General features: G+C 51.8%; 9 protein-coding genes. All 9 read right to left on the bottom strand.

Annotated features, from left to right (window positions below; translation table 11 throughout):
* Positions 1 to 44: 44 nt before the first annotated feature.
* On the bottom strand, positions 45 to 1,145 hold the full coding sequence (locus RAC89_RS19605) for a response regulator transcription factor (RefSeq protein ID WP_306615387.1): 1,101 nt from the start codon (positions 1,143 to 1,145) through the stop codon (positions 45 to 47).
* Positions 1,146 to 1,164: 19 nt separating this feature from the next.
* Positions 1,165 to 2,952, bottom strand: a complete 1,788-nt coding sequence (locus RAC89_RS19600) for a sensor histidine kinase (protein WP_306615386.1) — start codon at positions 2,950 to 2,952, stop codon at positions 1,165 to 1,167.
* Positions 2,953 to 3,090: 138 nt separating this feature from the next.
* Complete coding sequence (locus RAC89_RS19595; protein WP_284638253.1) at positions 3,091 to 4,425, bottom strand: ABC transporter substrate-binding protein; 1,335 nt, start codon at positions 4,423 to 4,425, stop codon at positions 3,091 to 3,093.
* Positions 4,426 to 4,449: 24 nt separating this feature from the next.
* A complete protein-coding gene (locus tag RAC89_RS19590) occupies positions 4,450 to 5,772 on the bottom strand; it encodes an ABC transporter substrate-binding protein (protein WP_306615385.1) in 1,323 nt (440 codons plus the stop codon).
* A gap of 38 nt (positions 5,773 to 5,810) precedes the next feature.
* Entirely contained in the window at positions 5,811 to 7,748 is a 1,938-nt protein-coding gene (locus RAC89_RS19585; protein WP_306615384.1) for a glycoside hydrolase family 97 protein, read from the bottom strand.
* Between the two features lie 32 nt (positions 7,749 to 7,780).
* Complete coding sequence (locus tag RAC89_RS19580) at positions 7,781 to 9,373, bottom strand: endo-alpha-N-acetylgalactosaminidase family protein (protein ID WP_306615383.1); 1,593 nt, start codon at positions 9,371 to 9,373, stop codon at positions 7,781 to 7,783.
* A gap of 55 nt (positions 9,374 to 9,428) precedes the next feature.
* Positions 9,429 to 11,684 carry a polysaccharide lyase 6 family protein gene (locus tag RAC89_RS19575; RefSeq protein ID WP_306615382.1) on the bottom strand — a complete coding sequence of 752 codons (2,256 nt, stop codon included), beginning with the start codon at positions 11,682 to 11,684 and terminating at the stop codon, positions 9,429 to 9,431.
* 118 nt (positions 11,685 to 11,802) lie between these two features.
* Positions 11,803 to 12,822 carry a response regulator transcription factor gene (locus tag RAC89_RS19570; protein WP_306615381.1) on the bottom strand — a complete coding sequence of 340 codons (1,020 nt, stop codon included), beginning with the start codon at positions 12,820 to 12,822 and terminating at the stop codon, positions 11,803 to 11,805.
* 217 nt (positions 12,823 to 13,039) lie between these two features.
* On the bottom strand, positions 13,040 to 14,059 hold the full coding sequence (locus RAC89_RS19565) for a response regulator (protein ID WP_306615380.1): 1,020 nt from the start codon (positions 14,057 to 14,059) through the stop codon (positions 13,040 to 13,042).
* Between the last annotated feature and the right edge of the window lie 3 nt (positions 14,060 to 14,062).

The following is a 14,062-nucleotide window of genomic DNA, read 5'->3' as shown; positions in this document are numbered from 1 at the left end:
CAAACCCGGTTGCTTGCAAACCGGGCTTGCACGATCCTATGAGTTTATTCTACATGAAGATCCACCATGCGCCTGTAGTCTTTGGGGGAGACCCCATAGTATTCTTTAAAGAGCTTGGAGAAATGTTCGCTGTTCTCATAGCCGACTTTAGCGGCCACCTCGTAGATTCTAAGCTTCTGATCCAGGAGCAGCAGCTTCGCATTCTTCATCCGTACCTCAACAAGGTAGTTCCAAACCGTTTGTCCCGTGCTTTGCTTAAACAATACCGCCAGATAGGACCGACTGATTGGGATTAGATCGGCAAGCTCCTCCAGATTGATTTTCTCGGCATAATGTTCATCGATGTAATGTTTGATTTGACGTATCATCTTTACATTCTCATGCTGATAGCTGTTCTTCAGCACATCAATCAGGCTTAACATGCCCTTCTCGAGACGCATCACGGCGCCTAAGCGAAAATAGAAACGTACCGAGTCATGGTGCAGTGTAAGCTCCGTATCACCCCAGTCACCGCTTCGCAGCTCCTCCTGCCCGGGCATCTCCAGGTTCAATTCCTTAGCCACCATCTCAATCCACTTCGTGGTCAACGCATCGAACAAATAATAATCCGTATGTACCCAATCCTCGAACATCTGGAGAGTGTCCACCACGAGAAGAGGATAATTGCTGAATTGCCTGGTCTCCAGAAGATCCTTCCAGCGGTTCATGAGCCCCTGGGAAGGGTGCATCTTCTCAACCAAAATTTGAAAGGCCCGGTCAAGACGATTCTGCTGGAGCGTCATGGCTACGCCAGCCAGCGACTCCTGCAGCATCTCCCGGTCGATAGGCTTGAGTATATAATCCTTCACGCCGAGCTGAAGCGCTTGTTTGGCATAGTGAAAATCATCATAGCTTGACACGATGATACTAAGCATCCATGGATACTTTTCTTTGATGCAGCGGATCAGCTCAAGCCCGTCCATCACGGGCATCCGAATGTCGGTAATGCAAATGTCCGCGAAATGAGAGGCTAACCAATCCAGCGCTTGTGTGCCGCTTGCGGCCTCTCCGCTGATCAGGTAGGCATCTTCCTCACATTGCTCGATCTTGGCTGCGATCCCTTCCCTAATGTGCTGCTCGTCATCCACGATAAGTATCCTTTTCATTGCACCCCTCCGTTCTAAATCATCTATTCAGTGGAAACGTGAAAGAAACGACGGCTCCGCCCTCTTCCCGATTGAAAATGTCAATTCCGGCAGCAGTCTCATGATACCTCGTAATCAACCGATACTGGATATTCAGCAAACCGATCCTTTTGAACTCGGAATACTGCAGATTCGAGCTGCGCAATTGGCCCTGAAGCTCTGTCAGCTTCTCCGGCTCAAAGCCCTTTCCGTTATCCGCGAACGTTACCATTACCTGTTCCTTCCTGCTATCCAGCCTAATCCGAATGGTTAAGTGAATCGGCGTTCCTGTCTTCTCGAAGCCATGCTTCACGGCATTTTCCGCAATCGGCTGGAGAATGACCTTCAGGCATTTGATATCCAGGCACGCTTCATCTACCTCCAGGTCATAGGTGAATAGCTCTCCGAAGCGAATTTGAATGATTCCCAAATACCGTCTCAAGTGCTGTAGCTCATCCCGAAGGGTGACCTCCGTTACTTTATAGCTGGCCGTATAGCGAAACATATGTGCCAAAGAAACGGTAATTTGCTCGATTTCCTTATGCTTGATTTTGGAGGCCATAGAATTAATGATTTCAAGAGTATTATACAGAAAATGAGCGTCGATTTGAGATTGCAGCGAGAACAGCACCGATTGCTGCTCCACCAGCTTCGATTCTGCGAGCCGTTTAATATGCAGCTGCAAATCCTCCAGCATGAGGTTATACGACTGCGCTACACTCGAAATTTCATCCTGCCCTTCTACGGCAACGGGAACATCCATCTGGCCTTGGCCCGTTTGCTTCATACGCTGCCGGATAGTAGTCAATCTCCGAGTAACGGAGGAAGAAACAAGAACGATCAGGAACGCCGACAGCACGAGACAAATGCCCGTTGTTATCAGCATGGCATTTCGTATCTTATAGATGCTGCCTACAATCTCACGATAGGGAAGGATGATAACCGATTTCCAATTCGTACCGGCAATGGCCTCAAAGATCACGATTTCCTTGGGATTGTCCAGCACGAAGGCCCCTTTGTCAGAGTCGGTCATCCGATCCATCATGGTCCTGTCCAGCTGCGTCTGAAAGCGGTCTGTTTGCGGATGGGCGATGATTTTACCTTTAGCGTCAACGATCAGGCCGACACCATTCTCCCCTAGGTTGATTTCATTGAGAATGCTCTGGAGAAGCGTAGGCAAAATATCCATCTTCACATAGGTTGAGCCGTTATAACCGAAACGCTTAATAATCGAAATAACAGGAAAAGAGAGCGGTTTCAGGTCCGTATCCACATAGGTTTTGCTCTGCTCGACGATAAAGGTCATATTCCCGACCGGCGGAACCTGGTCAATCCAGCTCTCCGCACGAAGCGAATAGCCGTAACGAATTCCGTATTTGGGGGAGTAGGGAACTTCATTTCCGTTCTTATTATAAAAAAAGATGGAAACGAGCTCGGGATGCGAGCTGGCGAAAGGGCGAATGTATTCCCTCTGAATAACAGAGTACGGTACGATCGATGCCGCTGCCTTCTCACCGCTTAAGCTTGTCCAAGCCTGCAGCTCTTGGCTGGTTCCAAGCGTTATCATAAAATGGTCGTAGTCCTGCAGATACCGGACCAGGTTCAGATTCGCCTGCTTGAGCACAAGACGGCTGAATTGAATGTCATCGTGCTCGATCGCATTCGTAACCTGTTCGTTGACCAAATAAGCAATCACCAGCAAATTGCTAAGCACGATAGCCACAAAAATCGAAACCAGCTTCCATTTGAGCGAGGATTTCCACCTGGCTACCAATTTTTTGACCGGCACGAGACACCGCCTCTCCGTTGTCACTTGGCTAATAAATAACACCTTATTATTTTACTAGAATCATCCATAAGATCAAACGAAAATTAAATGGAAAAATGGGGCAGCCGCTGATTCGGCTGCCCCATCTGAAACTGCTTCCTATTGACCGTTCTGCTTTTTGAACTCCACGAGCTTCGTCAACTGCTCATCCGCCTCTCGGAGTGCCGTATTGATATCCTTTTCTTTCTTCAGCACCAGGTCATACGCGTCCAATACAATTTTGTTGGTGTCGCTGCCCTGATATTTAGAGATGCTCGGCACCGATGGCTTCAGCTTCACCATACTGGTGAGGTTTAGCGACTTTCCGGCAAATTCCGGGATTCCTTTCCCGTATTCCTGTTTCACAACCTCACTGCTGAGAATGGACATTTTGGCGTTCCTCGCAAGCTCCAGCTGGACCTCATCGGACAATATGGTTTCAATGACCTGGAAGGCGGCATCCTTTACCTTGCTTTGCTCGGTAATGGACATATTCGGCGTATCCACATTCGTACTGTAGCCCATATTTTTCTTATGCTGCGGGTAGGTCACCACATCCCAGCTCATCTCCTTGGCTTGACGCAAGGCCAGCAGGGTAGAGCTGAAGCCTGCAATCATGGCGAGCTCTCCTTTCAGGAACGCTTCCTGATTCGGAGCAAAATTCATCGTGTCGTAAGGAGCGTCCGCATTCCCCGGATAGTTATAGATCCGGTTCCACAGCTCGAAGGCTTCCTTCCAAGGCTCCGTGGTCAAGGTGGATTTGTGATTATTGTTTTTGTCCAACTGGTAGAGCACGATCTGGTTGATCATCCGATTGACGTTATCCGGGTAAAATCCGCGGTACTGAACTCCATCGTAAACCCGCGTCATTTGCCTGCCGAGATCTCCCGCTTCCTCCCAGGTCATGCCGTCTTTAGGATAGGGAACGCCGAATTTATCGAACAGCGCTTTGTTATAAAACAGGGCGAACGTGTTATTAAATATAGGCAATCCTCCGAGGTAGTCCGTATCTGCATTGACTTTAATGTAGCTAAGCGTTTCCGGGATGATCCGGTTCAGGTCAAGGTTATGCTTCTTGATCAGCGGATCCATGTTGGACAGCAGCCGCAGCTCCTTCAGCTGCTTCAGGGTGCCTCCATATCCTACGATAATATCGGGAATGCTGCCGGCGGCTACCAGCTCCGTAATACCAAAGCCTTTCTCCGAAGTATTGATGTACTCAGCCGTAATATGGGGATATTTCTTCGCCAGCGGATCCTGTACGTACTTCTTGAATTCGACATCGGTGAAAATGCCTCTGCTGGTTGCAAACTTTACGGTTACCGGTTCCGTACTGATTTTAACCGCTTCCTTGTTGTCCTGTGTTGCCTGCGGGGCGCCCGCGTCTCCACCGGTACATCCGGCGAGCAGAAACGCAGTGCATAGACTAACGATTCCAATTTTTCTCCAGTTCATAAGACCACCAAGCTCCCTCACCCATTATTTTTTCTGACTGAGCTTATCTTGGATTAACTTGTTCATCTCTTCGTCCGCTTCCCGCAGCGCGGTATTCAGATCCTTCTCGTCAACGATATAAGCGTTAAAGGCTTTGGCAAGAATTTTGTCTACATCCCCATCCGGCAAATAACGGAACGGCGTCATCACCGCGAATTTCAGCTTGGTCATGACACTGAGGTTTTTGCCCTCGAACTCCTTTAGTCCTTTGGCGAACTCGCTCTTCAGCTTCTCATCCTTCAACACGGTCATGCGGCCGCCGCGCATCATTTCGGTCTGAACCTCAGTGGACAGCAAGGTGTCCAGAACGAGGAAAGCCGCATCCTTCACCTTGCTCTGCTCTGTGATGGACAGAATCGGGGAATCCATCCGCTGACCGATCCCGGGGGCCTTCCTGTGCTGCGGGTAGGTCACCATATCCCAGTTGACGCCTTCCGTTTTCTTTAGCGTGTTAAGCAAATTGCTGTGACTGGCAATCATGGCGAGCGTTCCTCCGGCGAAGGCGGTCTGGTTCTTCCCGGCATTGGGTACCTTAAAATCCCCTTCGGTTAGACCCGGCATTTTAAACAAGGAGCCCCAAATTTGGAACGCTTCACGCCACTGTTCGGTGTTCACAAGCGATTTATTGGCGGTAAAATCCGCGAAGGGGATCGACAGCTGCTGCTGAATCCGGCCGATGCCGTCCGGGAACACGCCCCGGTACATCACGCCGTTCTCCATACGGTTGAACTTCTTGGCGAGCTCCGCAACCTCATCCCAGAACATTCCGTCCTTCGGATAAGGCACACCGAATTTATCGAAGATGTCCTTGTTATAAAAGAGCGCGAACGTATTCGTATACGCAGGAAGACCCGGCAGAAAATCTTGACCCCCAGCTATTTTCAGCGTTTGCAAGGCTTCATCGGAAAACCGCCCTGTATCGAACCGATACTTCTTAATTAAGGGCTCGATATTATACAGCATTTTGTATTCGGCCAGCGCGTTGCCCATCGGACCGGGATAGCTCGCATAAATATCCGGGATTTCGCCCGCCGTGATGAGATCCTGAATTTTCTGCCCGCCCGAATTGATTCGTTCTACACTAATCTGAGGGTACTTCTTCTTTACCGGCTCAGCGAGATAACGGGCAAACTCCTCGTCCGAAAACATGCCTGTGCTCGCAAAAATTTTCACGGTGACCGGGTCGTTGCCCAGCTGCGGAAGCCCTTCGGAGGCGGTGCTTTCGACCGGCGTCTGGGTGGCTGCATTGCAGCCCGTCAAAGCTAAGGCAAAGCTCACTAGTAAAGCGGAAATCGTTTGCTTTTTCATATATTTCCCCCCTTAAGTAATTGGCTTGCTTATGGCTCTCAGACATTTGCCTGTTTGATGAACATGCCGACGAAGCCGCCTCCGCTATGAAGCTCGATGGCAAGCGTTTGACTCCGCTCGGCCATGCGCTCTTCCAGCACAACCGCACCGTCGTTCTCCAAGTCGTCCCGAACGAGTGTCGCTTGGTAGGTTCCCTCCGCTAAAAAGGATAATGGCACCTGAACGGCTCTGGCCGGTCCTGCGCTCATGACAGCCAGGATCCACATGCCGCCGCTTCGGCGTGCAAACAAGGTTAGCTCTCCGATGCTCGATTCGGGCAGCACGATCGTCTCGTCCCATACCGGCTTGATATTCCGAATGACGGCCAAGGCCGGATTGTCCAGCACGCTCTGCGGATGTGCGGCTATCGTCAGCATAGGGCTGTGGAAGGTGGCAAGACAGGCGATTTGGTGCGCCCAGGTTGAGTCTCTGCGCCGTTCCGTGAAGATCATGGTGGTGTAATCGGCAGGACCTGCAAGGTATCGGGTGAACGGCAGAATCGTCTCATGACGGGCCCGCTTCTTTAACCCGCTGGACTCCATTCCGCGAATGCCTTCATAGATCATTGCATTAGGCCATGTCCTCGTCCTGCCGGTCGGCTTATTCGATCCGTGGAAGTTCAGCACCAGCTGGCGCTCTGCCGCCATCCGAAGCAGCTCTTCATAAAGATCGATGTTTTCCTTGGCTTCATGATCGAAGAAGTCGATCTTGGCTCCTGCTACGCCCAGTCGGTGAAGGCGCGAGAAGAACGACTCTCTGCTTTCAGCGGTTCGCAGGTCCTTGCTGTGGCGCCAGAACATGACACGGATACCCAAGTCCTTGGAATACTCAACGAACTCCCTTATCTGTTCATCCGGCCATTGATAGGCGAAGCCCTCCAGGATGTGATACTTGGCACCAAGCTGGTGTCCCATGAGAGAAAATTTCTTCATCAGCTCGTAGGCGTCGATCCCCTCTCTGGGTTCATACTTGCGGTCCACATAATCCCATACGGCAAGCCCCGGCTCCACCCATGCCGTCTTCACCTGCTCAGGAAACAGCTTGGGGTCCGCTGCAGGACTCAGGTTATGCACGATATCGCAATTGACCAAGCCATTCAAATCCCGGGCAAGCATCATCACCCTCCATGGAGTGGTAACCTTACCGTACACGGCTGCAGGGGAAGCCAGGCGTTTGGCCTCCTCCCGCCCGTAGCGGAGCTCGAAAGGATAGTTGATTGGGTGACGGTGGGCAAGAGCGACGGTCCATCCCCTGCGCCCGTCGTTCTCCAAGGCCATTCCGCTGTAATTGACCAGGTTGGCCTCTGTAATCGATCCGTATCCGGCATTTCCCGGCAGCCGGAAGGTTAGAGGCGGGGCTCCCCACTGACCGGACTGGATATTCGATATCTCCTGCTCGGCGTACTCCGCTTCATAATGCCCGTCGAGGTCATGATACCAGCAGACGGTACCCGCAGGCAGGATGAATTGCGAACCCTCATCCGGCACATGGGCTTCCTCCGGCTCGGCTTCGATGATATGCCGGTAAGCGAAGCCGTCATCAAACACCCTTATGTCCAGGACATAAGTAATCATGCTTAGGTCATGCGTTAGGCTCAACCGGAGACCGTTGCAGCGATGGACCGCTGCATCGTGTGCACCGTGCCAAGGGTAGGCTTCATCGACCGTGTAACGTTCCATCCGATTAAAAATAACGCCGGAGGACAAGTGGTAGCCATCCAGTATCATATGAAAAGCAGACGGCTCCGTGACGATCCTGCCGTCCATGGTCACCCAGTAGGTCAGCCGTTCCGGGTTCGGGCCTACGGTAAAGGCCAATTGCCCATCCGGGCTGGTTACTTGCACCTCCTGCATGGGAATAACCCGCCGGGAGCGCCTTGTCGGCATTTGCTCCTCCTCCGAAACCGTATCCGCCGAAGGTTGCGTTTTGATCTCCATAGAGCTACCTCCTCCAATGTAAGAAAGCGTATTCAAATTACTGTCCCCGTGGGCACCAGACTAAGAGCCTGACCTTTGCCTAGGGAAATCGAAATCGTCCCCCCGTGAATGATTTTATTTTGCTCCAATAGCTTCACGCCCTGAACGCTTACCGAATACAGATCCGCGGCATCGATCGATCGCCACGGCTCAGGCAGCTTCCAGACCCGATTGACATAGCCGTCCCTGCTGTACGCAAGGATCTCCTTATATTTGTGTTCATTCCATAGCACGGGGACGAACAGATCGTTACCTTCCCTAATCTGGATTTCTCCCTGACGGATGATATGCTTTCCGTTTTCCTCATAGCTCGTAACGCCGTCAGTGAACGTAACGACTCCGTCCAGTTCGCTAAGTCTGCCCAGCCGGTTCAAGTAATACCAGCATAAGGTTTTGCGGCAAAACTCATCCAGAAATCCATCCAGGTTGCCCGGGTCGGACTTGATAATTTTCTGTCCCAGCATGGAAACACCGAAGCGGGGGTCGCCTCCTTCGCCTCCGACGCAAAGTGCCGCCGGGACCCTCATCGGATCCAGCTGCCCGAAATGCCAGGCCAGCGGCTGCAGCCCGAGGAACGGATCCATCCGGTACTTATGATCGAATTCGGAGGTGACATCCACTCCCTTATCCCGCCAGTAGCGGAACATTTTCTTTTGGGTTTCCGCCTCCTCAAGCAGGCTGATTCCGTGATAAGGACTTATGGTCTCGTGCTCCAGGCGGGGAATCAACTGATGAAACGCATCGATGTGTATGGTCCCAGCCTTTTGCAGCGGAAGCATCTCCAGCAGCTGATCGATCCGGATTTGCGTGAAGCCGGCATTCCATTCTCTGGTATAGGAGATCGGATGTCCCCACAAATACGTTTTCAAGCTTCCGTCCGCGTTTCTTGCGAGCAGGTCCCGTTCGACATAAACGTCCCACATGGGGCTCGACGGGTTGATATCCAGCATGTTGATGTGCAGGCTCACCGTGGTGTTGTAGGCGAACGCCTCCTCCATCAGCCATTGCAAGCTCTCCAGCGCCGTTTCGTCCTGCGGGCGCTTAAGCTTCGGGTTGACGATATCCCAAGCCGGATATCCGGTATCGTGTCCGTCGTACTGCCAACCGGTCAAATAAATAATTTTGGGTATTTCGCGTGTCAGATGGTCCAGCTTTCTGATGACATCGAGGCTTTGTTCAAAGGAGCTGTATACCGTACCATCGGGAGTGCAAGAGGTGATTTTCATCGTTAAAGTCTGATGGTATGGGTGGATAAAGGGTCTTGCGGGCTCAGGAATGACGGTGAAGAGGATGCTCTCGGTGAATGTCTCCCCGTCCTGGTCAGTGACGGTTACCGTCACACTCGCTTCTCCATCGGTTCTTGTGCCGGCACGGATGAAGGCTCCCGCCCCCATCCTAGTTACCGTGCTCAATACTTCCGGGTCGCTGCATGTATAAGCTATGCGGGTGCCCAAGAAATTGGTTTCACTGCCGTCGCTCATCCTGCCGCTTAGCCACAGGAATACCGGCTCATCCAGACGCAGCGTGGTCTTCGGCGCCCGCAGCCGGATTGCTTGAAGGCGAGGCTGATCTTTCATTTCATCCATTGGCATCATGCCCCCTACGATTACGATTTAACGGATCGGCTTCGTTCGATGCTTGCTAGGAGGTAAGCTGTTCGATTAAAGCCCGGCTGTAAGCAGTAATGTACTGTCGGGCCGGTGATGAAATCATGGCCTCTTGAGGCGGTTGTTGAGCGGCTTGAATCAGCTTCCCGAGAAAATGAATCGCTTGCTGCTTCGCTTCCGCATCTTTATCCAAATGGTGGCTTGCCTGCTTCAATCGGTTTAACGTTTGCATCACAAGCGGTCCCGACACCTCGCCTGACGCGATGTAGCTATCTGCGACAGACAGCAGCGTTTCAAGCGTCGGTATTACCTTATACCAATGGACTGCTTCCGTGACGTTCCCGGCTGCATCTTCGATCAAAACATGCACCGCTTGTTCGCCCAGTTTCCCTGCCAGCGGTACGCTCGCTTCTCTCTCGTATGTTGCCCCGCTCACCGTAAGGGATTGTCTTGCCACTCCGGATAACGAGTCCTCCCCCTGAAGCTTCAAGGCTAGCGTTGACGTGTCCGGGTATACAGCCTCTTCTGCCATGGGCTGCCCGTTAGCAAGCAGCCGGTAGGCGGGTGCGGTCTTGTCGATGCGGATGCCCAGCTTCTGCTCCTGCTCCGGAACCCCTTCGCCGGCGTAGCGATAACGAAGAACATGCTCCCCTTCCTCAGTGAAGCGGATCGCTTCTGCGGGCAGCGGCTGCCAGCTTGTTTGTGAGCCTAATCGAAATTCAATCTGACCTGCTCCCTCTTCAGCATTCACCACACCGAGCTGCACGCTCACGTCGGAGGAATACCACCCGTTCCCCGTATGTGTACCTACCGCCCGGGAGGTCATAGCCATCCGAGCGTTCGGTCCTACCTCTGCCGGGGTTAACGGCTTCCTGAGTACAAGGCCGGTCTCTAGCTCGTCAGCCCCTACGTCTGCCCTGCCGCGTAACTGCCCATCCATATCATCAATTACCGGATAATCTCCCGCAGCCGCATCGATAGCCGGGCTGTCTGCAGACAGCCTATAGAGTCCGTTCACAGGCTGAAGCAAAGGATCCGCTTCCTTAATCTCCGAGGAGGATCTGGGCAGATTGCTCAGGGTTCCTCCGAAACCGATGTTGCCTTCATACCGGATATTGTCGCCCTTCACTTCGTTGTACAGCGGTCCGCCGGAGCCGATCACAAGATTGTTCGCTACAACACTGTCCACCGGACCATAGGTATAGCTCTTGCCTACAACAATACCGGAGGAGCTGTTCACGATGGTATTATGGAACACCTGGGCCCGATAGACGCGCCAGTGCCTGGTCAATACGCTGGAATCATAATTACTACCGTCCGGACCTGCGTCGTAGTTGGCGCCGTCGATGTGAATGGTGCTATCGATATTCTCGAAATAGTTATTGTAGATCTTATGATCATTGCCGTAAATCCGCAGTCCGCCAACGCCAGGCTTATCTACCGTGCGGAAAAAGTAGTTGCCGTAATAGCTGTTGCCGTGACCGTGTCTGGCCGTAACTTGTCCTCTGTTGTTAATAAACGTATTGAAACGCACCGTGTTCTGCCCGCTCTTTACCGAAATAATTTCGGGGTCGCTGTCCAAATTTTCAAACAGGTTGTACTGGATCGTCGTATAGCCGTTTGTCATGGAGGAGCCGGACAGCCCTACGCGAATCGTCTCGCCGCCGTTCACCGTTTGATGAGCCGCATCATGGAAATAGTTGTACTCAATCACATCATATTGGGACATGACCGAGCTCTGGAAAGCAATCATCTGCCCCAAATCGACCCGAGGCCCGAATTCGTTGTGATCGATCCGGTTATGATGACTGTTGTTGCCGCTGAACTGGACCCATTTGATATTGTTCCCCGCTCCAAGTGCAAACGTGTTCCGGGTTACACGAATATGGTGGGAGCTGTTCATATTGACCGCAGTGGCCGTTCCTGTAAACTTCATTCCTTGAATGACAATGTAAGAGGAATTGCTGATATTGAACCCTGCCCGCCCGGTCATGACGACCTGCCCTTGGTTAGCCGCGCGGATCGTGATGGGATTGGATGCCGTCCCGTGTTTATCCGTAATGGGAAAGCTGCCCGTATGGGTGTAGGTACCGTCCGCAAGAACAATCGTCGTGCCGGCTGAAGCGGCATTGATTGCGCTTACAAGCTCTGCCGTAGTGGATACGTTCACCACGGTACTGGCGGTAACGGAGCTGGCGGCAGCGCCATCAGCGGCATAGCCTGCATTCGGAAGAGCTACCGTTGCCATGCACAGCAGCTGAATGACGGCAAGAAACTTTTTCCTGTTCAACCCGTGATCACTCCTTATCCCTTCTGCTTCTTCAAAAATATACAAGGTATTCGGTTATCACTATAGCATAGGAGCGTGTGTATTTATTTTCGGTCGGCCTTGGATTTTTTACGATTTCTTATTTGATCCCCAGCTGTCCCCGAAATTCGGACGGAGTAAACCCGACGATCTTCTTGAAGGTTTTGGTAAAATGCTGATAATCATCGTAGCCTACCTCCGCAGCTACATCCGCAATGCGAAAGTGCGGCAGACACAGCAGCTCCTTCGCCTTCTTCATTCTCCGGTTGGTGCGGTATTGCACGAAGGATTCGTTGGTCTTTTGTTTGAAAAGGGAACTGAAATAAGTGGATGTCAAGCCGACCATCGCCGCTACATGATCTAGGGTAATATCCTGGGAAAGCCTGCGTTCGATGTAGGTCTTCGCTTCCTCCATCGGGTCTTTATAATTCCCGTTGCGGGCGATCAGCAGCTCATCCGCAATTTGCCGGATTTGTTTCTCGAAGCAATCCAAAGCTTCCGAAATCGTAGCGACCGGATGCTCCCCTGGGGTAAATTCCGCCGGGAAGCTTCTTGCCTGAAAACGCTTTTGAAGTAAGGATGCGCAGTCGCTGAGCAGCTCCTTCACTTGAGAAAGGGTCAGACCGGCGGATCGGCAGAAGGCTCTTCCTTTCTTCAGCTGCTCCTCCAGCTCCTCCAGCTGCAAAGTCCAGACGCAACGCTCAATGGAATCCATCCATTCCAGACAGCGATGGAAGGACAGGTACCCTTGGGCTGCATGCTTCACCAGCTTGCGAAGCACCTCATGCATTTCTTCGTCAGTAACAGGCTTTACCAAATAATGCTTGACCCCTGAATTCATACACTGCCGAGCGTCCTCGAACTTACCGCTTTCCGAAATGACTGCAATCGGGATATGGGGATATTGCTTATGGACAGCTTGGCACAAACGCAGTCCGTTCATGTCAGGCATATGAATTTCGGTTATCACCATATCCGGTTCCTTCGAACGAATGCTTGCCCAAGCCTCCATGCCGTTTCGTGCCGTGCTGATCTTGGAAAAAGCCGGCGTGAAGGCCTGTGCCATGCTGCGGAATGTTTGCAGCATCACAGGATTGTCGTCGACGATTAATAAATGCATGCCGTTCCACCCTCCAGTTTCCTCGTGGTTCCTGATCATGGAATTCCTACTTTTATTATTCATCAGCGGAATGTCGGACAACAATAAGGCAATATTTTAAAAATCGTAGCAATTGTTTTACGATAAAGAAAAAAACACCGGTTCCACAGGGAACCGGCGGCCATTTTGCCGATTTTCTCGAAGCGACGGTCCAGCACGTTCTTGCTCTGCTCCAGCACTACTTAATTCCTAACCGGGTCCGGAATTCGGATGGTGAGACTCCAACGATTTTCTTGAAGGTCTTGGTGAAATGAGGGTAATCGTCATAGCCGACCCCCGTCGCTACATCTACAATTCGAATATGCGGTACGGCCAGAAGCTCCTTGGCTCGTTCCATTCGCTGCTGGATCCGATATTGAACGAAGGTTTCCCCAGTCATTTTTTTGAATAAGGCGCTGAAGTACGTGGGGGTCAGGCCCACCATCTGAGCAACCTGCTCCAATGTTACCTCTTCTGCGAGCCTTCCGTTAATGTAAGCTTTGGCTTCCTCCATCGGGTCTTTAAAATTCCCATTACGGGAAGCGAGAAGCCCATCGGCCATCCGCTGCAGCTTGGCCTCGAACACATCCAAGGCTTCTTTGGCGGTATGCGGCACCGTCTCCCGCGGGGAAAGCTCCGGAGTATAGCTCCTCTCCTGGAACCGTTTGTGAAGCATGGACATACAATCCTCCAGCAGCTCCTTTAGCTGTGGCAGCGTAAAATGGGCCGTTAAACAATACAATCGCCATTGCTCCATCAGCTTGACCAATTCATCCGTTTGCAAAGACCAGATGCATTGCTCCATGCGGTCGATCCAATCCACGAACCTTGTTATGGGCACAAAGCTCTTCATTTGAGATTTGATCATGGTGTTGAGCACTTCATGTACGTCCGGCTTCGTGACCGGCTTCAGTAGATAATGCCTGATTCCGTAGTTCATGCATTTTTGCGCGTATTCAAAGTCGCTATAACCAGAGATAACAACAATCGGAATATGGGGAAAATCCTCATGAAGCGTCCGGCACAGCTCCAAGCCGTCCATCTTCGGCATCCGAATATCGGTAATAATCAGATCCGGCTCCGACGCCTGTATGATGTCCAGTGCTTCCAGCCCATTGGCCGCCGTGCATATCTTGGAAAAGGCCGGCGTGTAGGATTCGGCCATTTTCAACAGTCCTTTGCGGATGATGGGCTCATCGTCTACGATTAACAGATCCATACT

Origin of the sequence: Paenibacillus sp. GD4 (genome assembly GCF_030846225.1) — a bacterium.
Taxonomy (GTDB): domain Bacteria; phylum Bacillota; class Bacilli; order Paenibacillales; family NBRC-103111; genus Paenibacillus_G; species Paenibacillus_G silviterrae.
The sequence above is the reverse complement of the archived record's forward strand: the minus strand, read 5'-3'. Positions and strand labels throughout refer to the sequence as shown.